Source organism: Paenibacillus sp. J22R160 (assembly GCF_059692135.1).
Map to the genome: position 1 here is coordinate 604102 of NZ_JCAUAU010000001.1, position 18420 is coordinate 622521.

Genomic DNA, 18420 nt, shown 5'->3' on the forward strand with positions numbered 1-18420 from the left:
AATCACGATATGAAGGTATTTTAATGAAGCGAGCAGTTTATTCTCATTTACCATGGTGTAACATCGACTGCCAGCTTTTTATCGCTCTTTAACCATGGCGTAACATCGATTGCCAGCATTTTATCGCTCGTTGACCATGGTGTAACATCGATTGCCAGCATTTTATCACTTATTGACCATGGTGTAACATCTTCTGCAAAATTCGAACTACCCCAATAAGCAACGACAGAAACTGCTACAATTGCAAATACTCTTAATAATTTGATTTTCATTTACAACACTACTCCTTTATTGGGAATTTTTGTTTGTTGCTTTCAATAACATCATTCTACTATCACAAACATTTTATAGTCAACAGTTAATTTGAAATTCCAAAAAGGGATAATCAAGGTTGACTTTAGTAACATAAATGTTAATATGTTATTAGTTGATGATAATTGAAAGGAGATAATAATGGATCCAAAAATAATTGGAAGAAAAATAAAAGAACTTCGTGTCTCTTTAAAGATGAGACAGGAAGATCTTGCTGAAGGAATTGTATCCAGAAGTTATATTAGTCAGATTGAAAAGGGGGATGCCTCTCCTTCTTATGACATTTTAGAAAAACTTGCAACTCGATTAAATTGTTCGGTTGCTTACTTTATATCTGATAATGAAAACAATCAACATTCATCTCTAGCACCCGCTCTTCTCTTCCAAGCCGAACAATGTTTAGAACAACGTTTAATGGATCAATTTTCTGCCGTTATGTCTGCTATTAATGAGTACAATCTGGATAGCACATGTATTTGTATCAAAGAATTCCTATATGCTCAGTATTATTTTGAAGATAAAAAGTTTGATCTAGCCAAAGAACACGTTGAAGCTAGTATTCAACACTCTTATCCGGCAAATTTTGAATACCGTGCCAAAGCATTTAATCTACAAGGACTAATTTACTATCAATTAGATCGTTTACAAGATGCTATGCAAAGCTTCAATACATCGCTTCAGTTGATGCAACAGTTTGTATCCAATCCGCTTCTATATGTTGAAGTATTGTTGAACCTGGGAATTTTTCATTTTCATATGGATGAATTAACCTCATCTATAACCTATTTGTTAGAGGCACTTCAAATCAATAAAAGTAAGGGTACCTTCTATAAGTCTGGTGAAGTTTTTATGACCCTAGGAGTCTGTTACAAGAGGATTGGAAATATTAAAGAGGCACAAAAATCATATTTAAAAGCCCTGCATTCCTTTAGTGAAACAAATAACGAACGACTCAAAGCAGGTATCTTTGTGAATTTAAGTATTTTATCCAATATAATGAAGGAGTTTGATCAATCTTTAAAATACATTCATGAAGCAACAGATATATATACTTCATTGTCGGATTCAAGTGGCATGCTAAATGCAAAGCTCGAACTGACTGAAATCTATTTGAGCACTCAGAAATATGTTGAAGCTAAACAACTATGTGATGAATTATTATTATTTGAATTAAAATCACAAACAAAATCTCAGCTATTTGTAGTACTGGGTAGAATTAGCTCACAAGAACGCAACCTTAGTTTAGCTCTGGAATACTTCTTTCAAGCAAAAACTATTTATCAGCAAACCTCACAAAATACAAAGTTAAAAAAACTATATCTATTCATTGGAGAAGCTTATTATTTAGAAAAAGATTTTGAATCCGCAGCATACTATTACAGGTTAGGATCAAACTCAGATTTGAACCAAGATAGATAGTCAATTGCACCAATAGAGGTGATTCTATGAAAAATAAACTTAACATATCGATTCCAATCTGCATCCTCATTTTTGCAAGCTTTCTGATAGGAATGGCACATTCTGCAATGATTCCATTTTTAAGCACTTATTTAAATAAACAATCAAGCCTATCTCTCTCCGAGATTGGTTTGATTGTTGGTATTGCCCCTCTTGCCGGTATCTTTGGTGGAGTTATAGGTGGCTATCTTTCTGATCATTATGGAAGAAAACCTATCATGATTGCTGCTTTGATACTGTCTACTATATCAACAATCGGACTAGCATATGCTAGGGATGGGGCTAGTTTTTTCTGGATCAATATGCTATGTGGTTTTTCGCGAATCGCCTTTAATCCCGTATCTCGTTCACTATTAACTGATCTAGTTCCAGACAATCGGAGAGTCCACATACTTAGTTACGACCAGACAGCTTATAATTCAGGATATGTAATTGGTATGTTACTGGGTTCAGTAATGATTACATCATCAGCCCCGTACATCTTTCTTTTTACTGCTACGCTCACTTTCCTACTACTCCTGCTTATCCTTTTCTTTATTAAAGAACCTGCGCGAATTGTGCTGGCTTCAGATAAACCTAAAAAATCATTGGGTTTTCTAAAAACATTGGAATTGGTATTTCATGATCGCGTTCTTTTCTGGATTACTTTAGGCGGCATTCTGTTCAATTTCTCTTTTTGCCAACTAACAAGCACATTACCTATACATATGGAAGAAGTTTGGAATAGTGCTGGTGTTACCTGGTACAGTTATATGATAACAATGAATACAGTTATCGTTCTTTCCCTTCAAATACCGATTGCGAAATATTTAAACCGCTTGAATCCATATATTTTGTTGGTTATTTCTTCTTGCCTATGTTCAATTGCTTATTTAACTTTCCAAAATTATAGTTTATGGACATATATGTTCGGCATCGTTATTTTGACCTTAGGAGAGCTTGTTTCATTTGTCGGCGTACAAAAAAGTATGCTTGATCTTTCTAATTCCTCTAATAAAGGAACCTATTTTGGATTCCGAAGTTTAACGACACTTGGAAATGCATTTGGACCTATTACTGGGATGTATTTTCTTCAACATTATTCTAATAACGTACTACTTTATTTTTGCTCTCTAATTTTCTTTATAAGCATGCTAAGTTATGTAATTAGTTCCCATCACAGAAAACAATTATTTATTCAAAAGGAGGAAGCATTTTGAGCATTTTGCTAATTAACCGATATAAAAACTATTTATATTCTGAAATACTAGCTGAAGTAAGCGACCAACTCGTAGTTTTAAGTACTCATAAACTTCCTGACGCAGAAAAATTTAAACACTTCGAATACATTCCTGATTTATCCCAAACTAGCTATGCGGAACTATGTGGAATTAAGCTTCATGAAATATTTCAATTTCAAGCAATAATTGCAGAAAATGAGTTTGATCTTGTTTTAGCTGGTCGACTAAGAGATCGATTTTGTATTTCGGGACAAAGCGAAGTAAGTGCTCTTGCTTTCAGAGATAAAGTCCTGATGAAAAATATTCTTTCTAGTTCAATACCAGTGCCTGCTTATCAAAAGATCAATAACATTTCGGAGCTTTATGACTTTATTTCATTACACGATTATCCTATTGTTGTTAAACCGGTAGATGCGGCTGCATCAGTTAATATTAATATCATCTCAAATAATAATGATTTTGAAATGTTTTCAAAGCTGGATTGGCAGACAAATCTAATGGTTGAAAAATTTATTGATGGCGAAATGTATCATATAGATGCATTATTTGTAAATCAAGTTGAAGTTGTAATTTCTATATCTAAATACATTAATGGTTGTCTTGCATATATTGAACAAAAAAGCTTAGGTAGTTACCAATTGCACCCTTCGGATGGTATGTATGGTCGTCTTAAAGAATATTTCTATCAAGTTTTAAGGAGTATGCCTGCTCCTTCAACTAGTGCCTATCATCTAGAGGTTTTCCGCACAAAGGAAGATGAGCTGATTTTCTGTGAAATTGCCAGCCGTATAGGCGGAGCCTATATACTAGATGCAGTAATTAATTCATTTACCATTAATCTCTTTAGTTATTGGCTGAGAGCTATGTCCAATCTTTCGGTTCAAGAAATAACAATAGATACTCCACAAAAATTAAATGGCTGGTTACTTGTTCCTCCGAAAAAGTCCAAATTAGTCTCATACCCAGATGAAATTCCATTCGATTGGGTTAAGAGGTATGACAAGATTGGGATCATCGGAGAAAATTATAGTAATCCCAGTCGAAGTATTGATAAAATGGCGGGCTTTGTTATTGAAGATACTACCGCGATAGGCTTGAAAGAAAAGATTCTAGAGCTCGATTCCTGGTTTCGCAAACAAATTATATGGGAAGATTAATAATCTTGCCTAGAAAAGGATGGCTAGCCAATGACAACCAAACTTGTAATGAGACTTGGAAACAAGGTTCTCTTAAGAGATTTAACGATGCAAGACGTGAAAGAAATTTACTTTTGGAGATACGAAGCAAAAGATCGTGAACATCTAAATTGGAATGCGCCTTATCATCCTCCCCAGCCTAAATCCTTTGAATCATTTTATCGGGACGAATATGAGCCAATATTATCTGCTGTGGGAACACAGCAGCCAAGATCAAAGCTGGTTATCGAAGCCGACAACCAGCTTATCGGCACGGTTGGTTGGTATTGGGTTGATAAACAAACTAACTGGCTAAATAATGGAATTGTTATCTTAAATTCAAATTATTGGTCTGGTGGATACGGCACCGAAGCGTTTAAAATGTGGACGGATTATATTTTTCAGCATATTGATGTTGCACGCGTTGGTATATCGACATGGTCGGGAAATGATCGAATGATTCGTCTGGCAGAAAAAATCGGTATGCTTCATGAGGGTAGGATTCGAAAAGCTCGTATAGTTAACGGAGTTTATTACGATTCGATAAAAATGGGAATTCTCCGCGAAGAATGGGAATTAATGAACGGAATTTCTTAGCGAGATATCCCCTATTCAGGCAAAATCCTTGCCATTACTGGCATAAATCCAATTGCTCTAGTTGGTGTTTTAGTAGAGTCTGGGGATCTTAGAGGTTATGCGCACGGGAACGCTCTACTTCGTCATGCAGGCCTCAATGTGACCGAAGCAAGCTCTGGGAAATGGAAGGCACAACTGAAGCTCAGTAAACGAGGCCGTCCACGCCTGCGTCACTTTCTCTATTTAATTACCATATGCATGGTCATGAGTAACCAAGAATTTAAAGCCTTATACCACTACAATGTTCAGGTGAAAAAGCTTAAAAAGATGAAGTCTATTATGAAGCTTTGTGGAAAGCTAGCTCGACTCTTAGTAGGAATGGCCCGTAGTGATGAAGACTACAACCAAGGATGGTTTGAGTGCTCTCTGATACAAGATAGTCCCTAGTTTCCTTGAATATTTCATCCCGCAACTGAGTTTTGCTAGTAGAAGGAGGTTTTTATGATCTGAGTTCGCAAAGTCCTTGTAGATCTCCTGGTTCTTCTTATGGAATAGGTGAATTAGTTCAGTTAGTTCAGAGTATGACAATGTCTCTGATTTCCAATCCAAAAAAGATTGGTACAAGGGTTCCAGTGCTTGTTCAGTTACGAATTTATGATACTTGTCAATAATTTCACGCTCTTGCTGTCGTTTTTGTTGCTTAGGAGCTTAGGAGTTAGTTTGTTCTCCAAAATATTTACCCCTCTCTTCTGAAATACTGAGAAATGTTCCACTAACGCTTACTGTTAGCTTAACGCGGCTGCCGAGTTGCCGGGGTAACCGCGTGTACTTATTGCTTTGCTCAACTATAAAATTCGGGTGTTTTTTATTCAGCTCATCTTGAGAATATTCATTTAGTAAAAAGTCTGTAATCAATCCGCCGTGAGTAACTATGACAATGCTTTCCTGAGGGTATTGAATTGATATTTCTAATAGACATGAAGACAATCGCTCACCAGCAATTCTTGCGGAATCTCCGATGGGAGGCAAAAAGTCCCTTTCTATCGTACACCGATTCCACATTTCAACAAACTCCTGAAAGGTTTGTCCTGATATGTCACCCCAATTAGCACGTTCTCGCAAGCGAAGATTCTCTAAAATCGGTAATCTTGTTGCGTTACCAATGATCTGAGCGGTTTGTTTCGCTCTCTTAAGAGGACTGCTGAATATTCTAGATATGGGCAATTTTTCAAAATGGCTTGCCGTTACATGTGCTTGCTTTAAGCCTTCAACTGAAATAGAGACATCACCTATATCTTTCTCTTTAATAGCATGTCTTACAAGAAAAAAATCAGTGCTCATTATCAGCACTCCTTTTTAGCAATTTTATTAACGTCTAATTAGATGTGCATCTAATTAGATTGTACTTTATTTCTATGTTCTTAGAAAGATAAATAAATCTAATTCATACGTGTTACATCAAAGAGAATAAAAAAGAAGCCTGCCATCAAGCAAGCTTCTCAGCTATCGTTTCGGGCAACCTCGTAAATGTACTAAAGTTTTCGTTAGCGTAATGAAAGTTCCGTATTAACATTCATACTATGTTCGTTCCCTTAGCCAATTCTGTTTGACCAAGGGATTTCCTTACGAACAAATACCGAAATATCAAGCAAAAGCGCCTCGATTTCTTCAATGTTGACAGTAGATATATCGCCGTTAAAATGTTGAGCAACGATTTGAAGTTTGGAGTGAAAGATATTCCCTTCGGGTATTGTTAGGAACCGATTAAGCACCGCATCTTTGTTGAATACATATTCATCTTGAAATGCCCAGACATATAATCGCAATTCATAAAGAAGCGTGTTTACCACTGCTTCAATTGTTCGTGCTTCAATTGGACGTTTGTCAATGTAGTTCGTCCTTAGCCACGGATAAAATGTTCGAACAAAATCTTTTATGTCTTCATTTGTAGGCTCAGATATGTCATTTAATACGTAATCTCCGCTAATGATGACCCCCTGGCGCTTTAATCTCAGGATTTCTGGCACAAGTTCTTGAGTTGGGTCAAATGGTGGTTTCAATTCCGTTTCCTTGATTACAACAGCCCCAAAATCTTTTGGAATCCCATATTTATCTCGGAATGATATTGCTATTTCCTTAACCTCAATTTTTTGTTCTCTTGTAAAATCATCATCTACGATTAGCACTGTATCTATATCACTTTTTCCAGGCTTATAATTTCCATCTGCTAATGAGCCAATAACTACAACAGCCTTTAGGTGACCATCAATTTTTCTCGCAATTTCACGAGAAAATTCCTCTGCAATCTGCCATGCTTTTTTCTCGTTTATCAATTCATTCACCTCCACCCTCTTAACCAATGATGGCCTTAAAAGTATCGACGATATAAAAACTATTTTAGCTCATATTGACTTCCTTACTGAGCAAATTGAGATGTTAGATCAAGAGGTTTCGCAGAGAGTCATCTCAAATCAAGAGGATATCGAGCGATTAGATTCTATACCCGGAATTGCCACTCGAATGGCTGAGCAAATCCTAGCTGAAATAGGAACAAACATTAATGACCAGTTTCCAAGCGCGGCTCACTTGTGTTCATGGGCAGCACTAGTACCTGGACATAATGAGAGCGCTGGCAAAAGGAAGTCTTCTAAAGGAAAGAAAGGAAACAAATATCTAAAATCTGCATTAACAGAAGCCGCACACTCCGTAGGTGCATCCAAAAAACTACCTTGGGGCTATGTACAGGCGAACATTAGCGCGAAAAGGCAGGAAACGCGCAGCTATTGTAGTAGCACACGCCATGCTAAGAATCGCTTTTTATCTACTGACAAGAAAAGAAATGTATGTAGATTTAGGTGAAGATTATTTTGATAAACAAAAGCTTGGATCTATTGTAAGAAATTCAGTCCGAAGACTTGAAACCTTAGGCTAAACGTTACAATTTCTGAAGTCTCCTGATCCAAGGTTTACCAATCCCTCCTTTGCATTTCAGATTTTAAAAAGCGTCTGTGCCGCTTCTTCTTTAGTGATGTCTTTTTCTTCGACTGCCTGCATTTTATTTTTCATGGTAGTTAAGCAGCAGGTTTTGTTTTAACTCCCGGTTGTGATTGCGCCGGCACGCTCGTAATTCACGACAATAACGCCATTCGGAGCGACTTTGCTTTCCGTCACCTTGAATGCCGCCGGGATCGTGCCATCAGCAAACAACCGCTTTCCACTGCCTAACGTTATAGGATATATCATCAGCCAGAACACATCGACCAAATCATGCTTGTAAAGCGTCTGAATGAGATCACCGCTTCCCCAAACATGCAAATCTGGCCCTTGCTGTTGCTTGATTTGAGTGATTTTTTCAGCAATATCTCCACTTAAAAACTCGGACGGCTGCCATTCGCCAGATGTCATGGTGTTTGAGGCGACGTACTTGGTTGCCTTGTTAGCCCTTGGCCATACGTCCGCATGTCGCGGCCAATACGGTGCCCAAATTTCATAGGTTTTGCGTCCTAACAACAGATCGAACGGCATGTTCATCTGCTTTCTCAGGAGCGTTCCAACGGTCTCGTTAGAATATGGCGCTGACCACCCGCCATATGCGAAGCCATTGCTGACATCTTCGTCTGGCCCGCCTGGGGCTTGTATGACACCATCAAGGGAGACATGTTCATGCACAATAATTTTTCTCATTATTGAGTTCCTCCTATATCTGGATTACTAACTGACTTAATGTTCTTTCATTAATTTGGTCTTAGAATTCTTCCGTATATCTTTTGAAATTGTTCATAACGTTGCCCGCCCTCATGCTGCCGCAACAATTACCCCAATCTCCAGCAATATCGTATCCGAGCAAATTCATTTTTCGTTATTTAAGTCGACATTGCTAATGTCTTTTACAAGTCACCCGCCTACTACACTAAATAGTAATTATAATTCCACATTTTATTAAGCAATCCTGCCCGTCCCTCGGTTTATTTAATCATTTGGAAAAAACTCCCCCTGGCCTTCCGTCGGGAATGAGATAAAGTTCTTGTCACCCGACAATTTGTTCCGATAAATGACAAGTGAGCGGAACGCCAGACAAAGATTTAACCCTCGATTAATCCCAAATATCTAATTTCCTTACCATTTAATTTGACTATTAATACTGGTCCAATTTTCTTGATTGGCTCAAAAATTTCTACTCCAACAGGAAGTTTCGTAGCCATTTCGTCTTCAAAATTAAGACCAACTCATTCCAACCTTCTCTCCTACTGTTAACTTTTCTTGTTTTACCCACCATTCAATAATGAAAAAGGTCTGCATTCGGATTCTGAGCGATAAATAGTCAAACCTTGCAACGTATTTTCTATTGCTCTCTCTTCTTATTTTTATTCAAAATCGGCGTTGAGCGCGTTATTTCTTTCCATTTTTCTATAGGATCCAGTTCATTCTCTATCTTTTTCAACCACTACGACGGTGCCGTATGCTACAATTTCGCCCATCGTTTTTCCAATTTCCCCTGAATCAAAGCGGACCATCACGATGGCGTTCGCGCCCATTGCCTGAGCATTTTGTACCAAGCGGTCCGTGGATTTCGCCTCCCACCAAACTTTTGAATCCTGCTATGATGTCAGCGCTAAGCCCACGACTGTCGCCCTTGACGTTTCCTCATGTCGACTTCTCCTGTAGCAGCAATGTTTGGACTATCAAGATCAAGGGCGCTGGAAAAACCACAGACCCGGAACCGACACCAACGCCGACACCTGTACCCGTACCGTCTGCAGGGAAAGTTGAACCGTACGTCGTAAAGGGCTACTTGCTTAACGGGCAGGGTAACCCTATACCGGATGTAATCATAAATGCGGATAATTTATTGCTCTACGACAGCAACATGCAAGCCGTAACGGACGAGAACGGATTCTACCGGATTGACCTCGCTCACGTTCCCGCAACCTGGCGCATGAATACGAGATTAAACCTCGAATATTACGGCAAGCAGCTCGATATATGGTTAACGGCTGACGGCGATAAACCGTTCGCCGGGAGAATGTAATGATTCAATGTGCCGCGTTTCCAGGTGATGATGGGATAAAGTTCTTGTCATTTGGTATTATTTACATAAACAAAAATCCCCGCCGTGCAATCACGTTGGGGATTTTGAAACTAATCTCCATTAACTTCAATGATAAATGCCTGTCTCTTCTTATTCATGTAACGATGAATGCGGTCTTTATATATCTGAAGCGTGATCTTGTTGAACGCCTCTTCCAAAGGGAAATAACTGAGATCCTGATGTTCATCGGAGCCAGCCAGCGTACCGCCGATAGGTTTCCCTTCAAATAAAAAGACGCACAGGGAACGCGACACATCCTGTTCAATCCCGGCAAAACGGGTCAGTCGTATCTGGATACCGGACTCTTCCTCGACTTCTCTTATTGCCGCTGACTTCAAGGATTCCCCCTCCTCGACATACCCCCCTGGAAACTCCCAGCCTCTGCGGTGATCATACATTAAAAGCACTTTGCCGTCATCTGTCAAGACCATAACAGCTACAGCCAGTCTATGTGTTCGAATGGTCAACTGCGCCACCTCCCACTTTCGTTAGATATTGTTCTAGAAGATATAGAAAACGTTCAATATCCATATACGTGATATCCCCTATATTGGCAATACGAAAAGTATTCAAACGATCCAATTTCCCTGGATATATCGTAATGGAATTGCTGTAGAAATAATCGTGCATTTCAAGGAAATTGAAGCTCTCGGAGGACGGTTCCACAATTGAAGTGATCAGCTTCGAATGATGCTTGTCGGGAACTAAATAGGAAAGACCGAGCTTCTGAAGCCCTTCAATGAGCACGCGCCATGACTTTTGGTAGCGTGCATATCGATAAGGAATCCCTTCCCTTTTCGTCTCGATGATGGCCTGTTTTAAGGCATAGAATGTTTGGACAGGCGGTGTAAACCGCATTTGCTGCGTCGTCTTCTGATGGTGATACTGAGAATAAAGATGGAGATAAAAGTTTCTTGGATGAATAAGCCGTGACGCTTCCAAATGGTCGGTTTTGGCGATAACAAAAGAAATACCGGCCATTCCCTGCAAATTTTTGTTCGAGCTTGCCGCCAAGTAACTTATATTCATTTGCTCCATCTGAATCGGGATGGCGGCGAACGAGCTCATCGCATCTACGATCATTTGGATTTGATACGTTTGGCAAAGTGCTCCGACAGCTTCAATATCGTTTAAAAGCCCTGTCGTCGTTTCGCTATGCACGATCGCCAGATGGGAAACGGGCTGTGCACTTGTCGCTATGAAGGTTTCCAAAGCTGCAAGATCGAGCGCGTCGTCCACGGGACTCACAAATTCCAAAAGTGGCAGCCCGTACGCTTCTGCGATTTGGCACATCCGTTTGCCGTATGCGCCGTTATTTATGATGATAATTGCATTCTGATCGACAACGGAGCTGAGAATCGACTCCACGGCTGCCGTGCCTGAGCCGCCGAACAACACGGTTGTATAGGTGTCAGGGTCATCTGCTGCAAACTGGGTCAACTCGGTGGCTATGAACGTCAACACCTCACCGAACCCCTGTTCTCTCGGGCAAATATCAGGAACGATTTGAGCATATTTAACGGTATCCGTTGTCGTGGCTGGACCGGGGTTCAGCAACACCTTCCTTACTACGTTAACGGGCATTGCATCTCTAGCTTGAACGATTGGAAAGATCACATGAAGCGCTCGCTGCAAATGCTGCTCGTTATCCATCTCGCACCAGGCCAGATCCTCCACCTTGTGGACGAGAATGTTCGCGTGTTTGGCGATGCCCACAAGTGCATCTTCGTAGTGAAGCTCCGGCTTTTCACACAATGTCACAGCCGCAAATTCGCAAATTTGCCGAAAGACAGCTAATGAAATTTTGGTAATTCCGACCAGTTCGCCGTAAAGACAACTGATCTCTGTCACGATTTTCGACATATGAACAAGGTGCTGACGCTCATCCGCTTCAATAAATACTTCGTCACTCGAATGCGTGGGTCCACTTGCCAATACGATGTCAGCCTGTGAATGAGCAAGCAAAGCGTGCAGCGCCTGACGTTCATAAAGCAAGTCCGATTCCAGCAGGAGAAAATCTTCATCAATTTCTTCTTTTAATTGATAGAGGGTTTGCAGGCTTCCGGTTGTAGAGAAATCCGGATTATGAACACAAATAATTTGCGGGTACAGCCTGCTTAAATCCTCATACCACTCGCTCAAATATCCTGTGCCGATGATGATTTTACGGATGCCGGCGTCGATTAACTTATTGATCGAATGCTCGATGAGCGGCAGGTCATCCACAAGCAAAAAACCTTTGGGACGATCGGCCGTCCTCGCCCCCATCCGGCTTCCCAGACCTGCCGCAACAATGGCCGCTGTTCTAATCATTCAGAAACACCTGCAATCGTTCTTTGATTTCGTAAGGCTTCATTTGCGGTCGTCCCAAATTTTTCAATGATCCTTTCGCTATTTTCATTTGAAGAAAAGTAAGTTTAGGCTTTTTCTGCCAAGCTGCAATCGCAGCCTTCAATTCATCCAGGTGATGGATGTAAATTGCATTCTCATAGCCGCAAGCTGCGGCTGCCTCAACGAAGTTCACGGTATGTGAGACGGTCTGCTGCCCTCCGGTAGAATCGTGGGCATTATTATCCAAGAGAACGTGGAGGAGATTAGGTGGACTGTAATGGCCGTTGACGGCAAGACTGCCCATCCGCATGAGCAGCGCTCCGTCGCCGTCAATAGCAATGACCTGTTTGTCGCTGCGCTTCAATGATAGCCCTAGTCCAAGCGTGCTCACACATCCCATGGAGCCTACCATATATAGGTGATTGGGTGCATCCTCTAGCGTATAAAGTTCTCTGCCCGTTTTGCCAGTGGTCGCCAGCATGACCGTGCTTTCATCTTTCAGCTCATTTATAACACCTAAAGCTTCGTAGCGAGTAGGAAACTGGTCCTTGTTCCTTTTAGGCTGTTTGAGCAAATTGATGGATGCCGTAGTGTCCTGATTACGAAGCGGCTCCGGCTCGAATGTTCCGCTTCGCACAATAAAGAAGAACGGGCTATTATTCATGATGGTTTCATCTGCAGCCTGCAGTTGTATGATAGCTTCGTCAAGGTTGAATGATAAATATTCCCATTTAATATTGAGCAGAGTAAGCATCTGTTCCGTAATTTGCCCCATGAGTTCGTGCTGCGGTTCATCGGCAAGACCTGGCTCACCACGCAAACTCACAAAGCCAAGAAGCGGAATATGAAAAGGGTAGATCAGCGAGGATAACGGTGAAATGGCATTGGTCAATCCAGAATTTTGCATCAACACGACGGGTTTGGACCCTCCAAGATATGCGCCTGCTGCTATGGCGACTACTTCGCCTTCTCCGGAGGCCTTGATGTAACGGCACTCGTTGATAGAGTAATTGATTAGGGCTTCTAGAAATGAGCAGGGTACCCCACTGTAAAAGTCATACCCCATCCGCTTCAGTTTGGCACCAAATTTGTTAGTCTCGATCAATTTGCATCACCGTTCCTACCAGCAGGTAAATATTTTTTCTCTGCTTCGACAAGCTCAGCTGCCCCTTGCAGCCGGAACACTTCTTCCATAGACGCGACACGATTTTCCACATTCATCAGGTGTCCGTCTGCATAAATCTGCCGAGTAGCCTGCTGCATCGCTGTAATGGACGCACGCAGGCTATGATTCGCCCAGATCGTAAGACTGATGCCGAGCTCCCTAAATCGTTCGGTTGGTGTCGTGTAATATTTTGTCGGAACGATGACGACAGGTAGCCGTTTCCCCCATTCCTTCATAAACGATTCAATTTCAGATAAATCGGACCGTTTACTATGAATCAGTACCGCATCCGTTCCAGCTTGCCGGTAAGCTTCCGCTCTATCTAACGCTTCTTTCAGTCCATGTCCTGCAATGAACGCTTCGACTCTGGACACAACCACAAAATCCGGATCGTTCTGCGTATCTTTCATCGCTTTGATCTTGCCACAAAATTCATCCACATTCGCTAGCGGTTGAGATTCACCATTGATGAACGAATTTGTTTTTGGAAACAGCTTATCTTCGATGCACACGCCTGCAATCTGCCGTTGCTCCAGCTTCTTGACCAATCGTCTGGCGTTATTGAAATTTCCATAGCCCGTATCGCCATCAAGCAAAATCGGAATTGAAGCCGAATCGTTCATAAATTCCAATACATCCAGGATCTGCGTCCATGAGGCCTCATTGTTATCGCGGACACCTAAGGCTGCAGATATGGATAACCCGCTTCCCCATATCCCTTGAAAACCGGCTTCTTCCACGATTTTCGCAGATATCGCGTTGTGCGCTTCCATAATCATCTCCAGCTTATCACTGTAGATTAAGCTTCTTAATTGCGCCGATTTTTTCATTACTTGATTCATCAAGCTTCCCCCATTCTTTTCACTTAATCTTCTGGGATGAGCTTTTGCTTGAGCGCTGCGAAGGAAGGCTGTGTCATCACACGGTGAGTAATTTCAAGTAAAATAACGGTATTTTCATTGAAGTAGGGCTGCAGCACCTTATAGATTTCAGCTCCATTCTCACAAAAGCGTACTTTGGCTGGATCCATCCCGACCTCAATCGCACGCTCCCCGATCCCTACCGCTTCCGGTCCCACTGCGATAAGCAGGTCGACATTCGCTGCAGCCGCTTTCTCCCCTAATAACGCATATTCATAATCGGCGTAGGGTCCTTCTCCCAACTGCGGAATGTAGCCAAGAAGGGCTATTGATGTCTTCCCCATAGAAACATCCTGCAGCACTTGAAGTCCAGTAATTGTTGACATGGATGAAGAATTCCAGGTGTCGTCAATGACCGTACAGCCATTATTACCTCGTTTGAATTCCATATGTTCCTCCACTTGCTGGAAATCGGCAATCCGTATCACGCATGTCCGAATATTAACACCTGCATGAGATGCGGCTGCAATAGAGGCTAATGCATTGTACACGTTATGTTCACCGTAACCTGGTACGAACGCCTCATAGGACTGTCCTTCATGCTCAAACTGAAAGGTCATTCCATCTTCATCATAGGCAATAAATCCGATTCGGAAGTCTGAATGGCTGCTCTTGCCGATATAGACAACCCGTTGCAGATGGCTTGCATCAACATATCTGCGGATATTGTCATCATCCGCGTTCAGGATGAGCGTATCATGTTCGGGATCCATCGCGTGCATGATTTCCGCTTTCGCTTTCATGTACGCCTCCGGTGTTTCGCTATCGGCTAAGTGATGAACGCCGATGTTCAGCAAAATTCGGATTTGCGGCTTAAAATATTCGCAACTGGTCCGCAAATAACCCGGATAGACGACCGGCATTTCAAACACTGCCGCACCTGTATTCTCATCAATACCTAGTAAATAACGCAAGTTATGTGACTTGGAGTTGAGGCTCATCCAGGTGGCTTTGACCTTAGAATCCTTTTTAAGAATATGCTTGATCATTTCCTTTGTCGTTGTTTTGCCGCAGGTGCCCGTGACGCCAATGACTGGAATGTGAATTAAGCTTCTGTAATAATGGACAAAGTTCCAGTAGGCTTCATGAATATCAGCAGATTCAATCAGAACGATATGCTCACCCAAGTCTGTACATTGTTCAGGCTCATCAGTGATGATTACAATGGAACTGTTTTTTTTCCAGTAACCCCCTCTGATTGGATCGCGATCGAGATGAAACACGAGTGTGCCGTCTTCGATTTCTTTCAAGGATTCAGTTATTACATGCGAAATAACCGGGTTGCCCGAACCATGACGTAGCTGACCGCCAGTCACACCAATAATCTCGTTCAGCGGCAAATTTATCAATGGACATCACCTCATTGAAGGAGATTTGTAACTTGCTCATTAGTTTGAGCTCAGCTCTCATCGACGTTATAACCGGCTAATGACACTGCATAATTCAGCAGCCGATTGCCGGCCAGATTGCGAAGCTTATACGCCTTAATTTGTGAAAATAAATTATCTGGCTTGCTATTAATTTCCAAAATTTTCACGAAATCAAAGGCATCAATGCAAAGATCAATAGCTACTTCACCGTAGGCACCGGATACTTCTTCGATCGCTAAGACCACACTTTTTGCTACCTCCGCCAGTTGTTCCCGCATGCGGTTTCTATCTGCGACATTCGGATAGATTCGGTCAAGCACTTGACTGGATCGCCTATTGATTTCCGATTCATCCGTCAGCACACCTACACTTGTAAGCCGTGTAACCATTCCCGTTCGGACCCACTTCTGCTGGCCGTTTTGCTGCATATAAACGCGGATTTCCACGTGATTGCCACCGAGCTGTTTGCGCCGAATGCCTTCCTGAATGAGGTATGTTTCATTTGTCTTCAAAGTCGTTACAAGGGATTCTAACTCTTCCATTTTCGTCAGCTTCTTAAATAATCGTTCTCCTGAGCGCATCCAATAGATGCCCGACGGACGTCTGACGATTTGTAATACGCCTCTTCCGAATGCGCCTTGCGAAGGCTTCAAAAATATTTCGCCATAACGGTCAAGCATCTCCATCACACCGGATAAACTCTCGAGCAGACGAGTATCCGGCAGATGATCTTGAAGCGACTTGGCAAGGACGAGGTGAGAACTCCACTTATCGCCGGTAATTTGAAACAAACTCGGGGGATTAATAAATGGGATTTCATAGACGGACTGTAGCTTGTAACGCAGATCACTCAATGTTTGAACCTGTTCCATATTGGCCGCAAAATAGCGGTCATAGACAACAGATGGAAATGGATAAATACCCTCTCCGTAAATGGAGGAGACCCTAATCTGCATTTTCTCCCAATGAATATCTCCGGGTTCGAACACATAAAGAAGCATCTGCTTCTCTTTGGCCAGACGAGAGAGATGCTGGAAGTACGAAGCTTGCCGCTCAAAAGGACGATTTGCCAGAATCCCCAGCACCGGCCCTAGTGAGAGCACTCCTTTGTGCGCATGAATTTTGGGATTCCAATCTTTGGGTATCGACAGTGTTTCGCAAAGCGATTTTGAAAGCAATACCCTGTTCGCATCCATGAAAGAAAACGGATATGCTCGTATGGTCGCCGAAGTCAAAGACTTCCCAACACGAACGTGAACCATTTGTCCGTCCTGAAGATTACACTTCGTTCTTATTTTCTTAGGGACCTGAATAATCAGCCCCCGATCAAACAGCCGATGTTCCGCCTGGAATCCCCAGTTTCTTCGAATATCGACTGCTTCATTATAAATATCCTCCGATTCAATCCGATCAAAAAGGATGGAAAGTTCCCGTTCATACGAGAAAAAGCCCGAGGTCTGCGTGATCCGTTTCTTAAGTTCATGCCAATAACGTTTGAGGAGCATTTGATTTCCCTGATAATAAGCGCGTTGAACGACAGGCTCAAATAAGATACTACATGGCATTTCGTGGTGATGTGTGGCGATGAGACTGGCGAGACAGAGTACGGCAAGTGTTATTTGCGGATCTACGATCCAAGAGCTTAGCGATAAATACTCGAATCCATACGGCTTCACCCGATAACGGCCCAAACCGCCATGCTTCGTTTTGCGTCTTTGTCTGGCAGTGTACGATTCCTCGACCATGGCCATAGGGATCGCCAAATACTCATCGAGTGCACGCAGGAAAGGTAATGTTACCGGCACGCCAAAATGGATATGCCCGCCGCACTGATATCCCGAGAACGGCATGCTTCCTGCCAAAAACTCCACATTCGCAAAGGGAACCCTCATCGACGCATCCTCAATAAGCAAGTGGATATTGTTAAAAAGCTCATGTGGTTCGCTAGCCTCTTTGGGCCGTATTTCCGCCAACGCATATTCACCGCTGTCCTGCTCGATTTGCCGATCATCGCACCCGACCGGACCCTCAACAGGAAAAAAGTGTGACGCCGCCACAAGCTCACCATCACAACGCAGCATAAATTCGATATCCGCACCCATCGAACATTGCTTTGGATCCTCATCAAGCGGTGCATCAAGCGGCAGAACTGCTTCTTGAATATCGATGACGATTGCTGTTTGGTTCATTAATTGACCGATTTTTACGTATCCGTTCGTCAAACCGGTCACATACAAGGCCCGAGTCGACAAGCTTAACCATTCCAGCGGTAAATCAGCAGGATTGATGTCCTGCCATGTCCAACCATAACTTGCCGTGCGTACGGGAATTTCATTGAATACCATTTGCTGCGCCTTCGCTTCCTGAGCACTCAACACATGGAGGCCTGCGATGACCAGTCGATATTCTTTTTCAATCCAATACAGCTTAGTCAAATAATCCGCTCGTTCTTCCATGGCTTGCTCCTGTGTATAGACGATGGAAAGGTCCTTTCCTTCATGATGACCGTATTTACGACCGACAACAGGATACGTGCATGATTTCAAATCCACAAGCTCTATGGCGGGAACATTATTCAATGTAAGCGTTTGGAGAAGGAGCTCTTTATCGATCGTCTGCCCGATACCTTCGTTCAGTCGTTCCACATGTATGTCCTCCATCTTGTTAAAGAAGTTAGTTTTAGTGTATGTGGTTTATTTCAGATTTCCTGTGCGTTCAACTAATTTGTTCATCAAGTTGCAACCATGATCACATCGCTATCAATTTGCGCATTTGCTATAGTACGAGGCAATCCCGTAGAATCG

16 protein-coding genes and 2 pseudogenes are annotated in these 18420 nt (G+C 42.2%); 7 read left to right on the forward strand and 11 right to left on the reverse strand.

Features of this window, described 5'->3' with window-relative positions:
• Window positions 1–47 precede the first annotated feature (47 nt).
• Window positions 48–272 carry a hypothetical protein gene (locus tag AC58UW_RS02500; RefSeq protein ID WP_497419138.1) on the reverse strand — a complete coding sequence of 75 codons (225 nt, stop codon included), beginning with the start codon at window positions 270–272 and terminating at the stop codon, window positions 48–50.
• Between the two features lie 181 nt (window positions 273–453).
• Between AC58UW_RS02500 and AC58UW_RS02505 the strand changes: the two genes are divergently transcribed.
• The 5 genes and pseudogenes from AC58UW_RS02505 to AC58UW_RS02525 all read left to right on the forward strand — a co-directional run.
• A complete protein-coding gene (locus AC58UW_RS02505; protein ID WP_497419139.1) occupies window positions 454–1731 on the forward strand; it encodes a tetratricopeptide repeat protein in 1278 nt (425 codons plus the stop codon).
• 26 nt (window positions 1732–1757) lie between these two features.
• Entirely contained in the window at window positions 1758–2969 is a 1212-nt protein-coding gene (locus tag AC58UW_RS02510) for an MFS transporter (protein WP_497419140.1), read from the forward strand.
• A complete protein-coding gene (locus AC58UW_RS02515) occupies window positions 2966–4147 on the forward strand; it encodes an ATP-grasp domain-containing protein (protein WP_497419141.1) in 1182 nt (393 codons plus the stop codon). Before AC58UW_RS02510 ends, AC58UW_RS02515 begins: the two co-directional genes overlap by 4 nt.
• A gap of 30 nt (window positions 4148–4177) precedes the next feature.
• On the forward strand, window positions 4178–4762 hold the full coding sequence (locus tag AC58UW_RS02520) for a GNAT family N-acetyltransferase (protein WP_497419142.1): 585 nt from the start codon (window positions 4178–4180) through the stop codon (window positions 4760–4762).
• 6 nt (window positions 4763–4768) lie between these two features.
• Window positions 4769–5188, forward strand: a pseudogene (locus tag AC58UW_RS02525) (transposase); the annotation flags it as partial.
• A 261-nt stretch (window positions 5189–5449) separates the two neighbouring features.
• Here the strand turns inward: AC58UW_RS02525 and AC58UW_RS02530 are convergent.
• Both AC58UW_RS02530 and AC58UW_RS02535 read right to left on the reverse strand, forming a co-directional pair.
• On the reverse strand, window positions 5450–6082 hold the full coding sequence (locus AC58UW_RS02530; RefSeq protein ID WP_497419143.1) for a histidine phosphatase family protein: 633 nt from the start codon (window positions 6080–6082) through the stop codon (window positions 5450–5452).
• Window positions 6083–6333: 251 nt separating this feature from the next.
• On the reverse strand, window positions 6334–7083 hold the full coding sequence (locus AC58UW_RS02535) for a nucleotidyltransferase domain-containing protein (RefSeq protein WP_497419144.1): 750 nt from the start codon (window positions 7081–7083) through the stop codon (window positions 6334–6336).
• Between the two features lie 91 nt (window positions 7084–7174).
• Here AC58UW_RS02535 and AC58UW_RS02540 point away from each other — a divergent pair, with 91 nt between their 5' ends.
• Window positions 7175–7600 carry a transposase gene (locus AC58UW_RS02540; protein ID WP_497419145.1) on the forward strand — a complete coding sequence of 142 codons (426 nt, stop codon included), beginning with the start codon at window positions 7175–7177 and terminating at the stop codon, window positions 7598–7600.
• Between the two features lie 231 nt (window positions 7601–7831).
• On the opposite strand, the gene AC58UW_RS02545 is transcribed toward AC58UW_RS02540, so the two are convergent.
• A complete protein-coding gene (locus AC58UW_RS02545) occupies window positions 7832–8425 on the reverse strand; it encodes a dihydrofolate reductase family protein (RefSeq protein ID WP_497419146.1) in 594 nt (197 codons plus the stop codon).
• 737 nt (window positions 8426–9162) lie between these two features.
• A pseudogene (locus AC58UW_RS02550) lies at window positions 9163–9367 on the reverse strand (heavy metal-binding domain-containing protein); the annotation flags it as partial.
• Between AC58UW_RS02550 and AC58UW_RS02555 the strand changes: the two are divergent.
• A complete protein-coding gene (locus tag AC58UW_RS02555) occupies window positions 9342–9770 on the forward strand; it encodes a hypothetical protein (RefSeq protein ID WP_497419147.1) in 429 nt (142 codons plus the stop codon). The pseudogene AC58UW_RS02550 and the gene AC58UW_RS02555 overlap by 26 nt on opposite strands.
• A 110-nt stretch (window positions 9771–9880) precedes the next feature.
• On the opposite strand, the gene AC58UW_RS02560 is transcribed toward AC58UW_RS02555, so the two are convergent.
• From AC58UW_RS02560 to AC58UW_RS02585, 6 genes are read right to left on the reverse strand one after another with little or no spacing between them, the layout of a single operon-like run.
• Window positions 9881–10297, reverse strand: a complete 417-nt coding sequence (locus AC58UW_RS02560; protein ID WP_497419148.1) for an NUDIX hydrolase — start codon at window positions 10295–10297, stop codon at window positions 9881–9883.
• Complete coding sequence (locus tag AC58UW_RS02565) at window positions 10278–12143, reverse strand: 2-aminoethylphosphonate aminotransferase (protein WP_497419149.1); 1866 nt, start codon at window positions 12141–12143, stop codon at window positions 10278–10280. Before AC58UW_RS02565 ends, AC58UW_RS02560 begins: the two co-directional genes overlap by 20 nt.
• A complete protein-coding gene (gene aepY, locus AC58UW_RS02570; protein ID WP_497419150.1) occupies window positions 12136–13266 on the reverse strand; it encodes a phosphonopyruvate decarboxylase in 1131 nt (376 codons plus the stop codon). Before aepY ends, AC58UW_RS02565 begins: the two co-directional genes overlap by 8 nt.
• Entirely contained in the window at window positions 13263–14156 is an 894-nt protein-coding gene (aepX, locus tag AC58UW_RS02575) for a phosphoenolpyruvate mutase (protein ID WP_497419322.1), read from the reverse strand. The genes aepY and aepX overlap by 4 nt, the downstream gene beginning before the upstream one ends.
• A gap of 35 nt (window positions 14157–14191) precedes the next feature.
• Window positions 14192–15595, reverse strand: a complete 1404-nt coding sequence (locus AC58UW_RS02580) for a Mur ligase family protein (RefSeq protein ID WP_497419151.1) — start codon at window positions 15593–15595, stop codon at window positions 14192–14194.
• A 50-nt stretch (window positions 15596–15645) separates the two neighbouring features.
• On the reverse strand, window positions 15646–18261 hold the full coding sequence (locus tag AC58UW_RS02585; RefSeq protein WP_497419152.1) for a putative amidoligase domain-containing protein: 2616 nt from the start codon (window positions 18259–18261) through the stop codon (window positions 15646–15648).
• Window positions 18262–18420 lie beyond the last annotated feature (159 nt).

What these genes read in the sequence shown, in the direction of transcription:
- AC58UW_RS02510 (WP_497419140.1), top strand. Translation starts at nt 1,758, where the DNA reads ATGAAAAATAAACTTAACATATCGATTCCAATCTGCATCCTCATTTTT.
- AC58UW_RS02545 (WP_497419146.1), bottom strand. Translation starts at nt 8,425, where the DNA reads ATGAGAAAAATTATTGTGCATGAACATGTCTCCCTTGATGGTGTCATA.
- AC58UW_RS02540 (WP_497419145.1), top strand. Translation starts at nt 7,175, where the DNA reads ATGTTAGATCAAGAGGTTTCGCAGAGAGTCATCTCAAATCAAGAGGAT.
- AC58UW_RS02505 (WP_497419139.1), top strand. Translation starts at nt 454, where the DNA reads ATGGATCCAAAAATAATTGGAAGAAAAATAAAAGAACTTCGTGTCTCT.
- AC58UW_RS02555 (WP_497419147.1), top strand. Translation starts at nt 9,342, where the DNA reads ATGATGTCAGCGCTAAGCCCACGACTGTCGCCCTTGACGTTTCCTCAT.
- AC58UW_RS02530 (WP_497419143.1), bottom strand. Translation starts at nt 6,082, where the DNA reads ATGAGCACTGATTTTTTTCTTGTAAGACATGCTATTAAAGAGAAAGAT.
- AC58UW_RS02520 (WP_497419142.1), top strand. Translation starts at nt 4,178, where the DNA reads ATGACAACCAAACTTGTAATGAGACTTGGAAACAAGGTTCTCTTAAGA.
- AC58UW_RS02565 (WP_497419149.1), bottom strand. Translation starts at nt 12,143, where the DNA reads ATGATTAGAACAGCGGCCATTGTTGCGGCAGGTCTGGGAAGCCGGATG.
- aepX (WP_497419322.1), bottom strand. Translation starts at nt 14,156, where the DNA reads ATGAAAAAATCGGCGCAATTAAGAAGCTTAATCTACAGTGATAAGCTG.
- AC58UW_RS02500 (WP_497419138.1), bottom strand. Translation starts at nt 272, where the DNA reads ATGAAAATCAAATTATTAAGAGTATTTGCAATTGTAGCAGTTTCTGTC.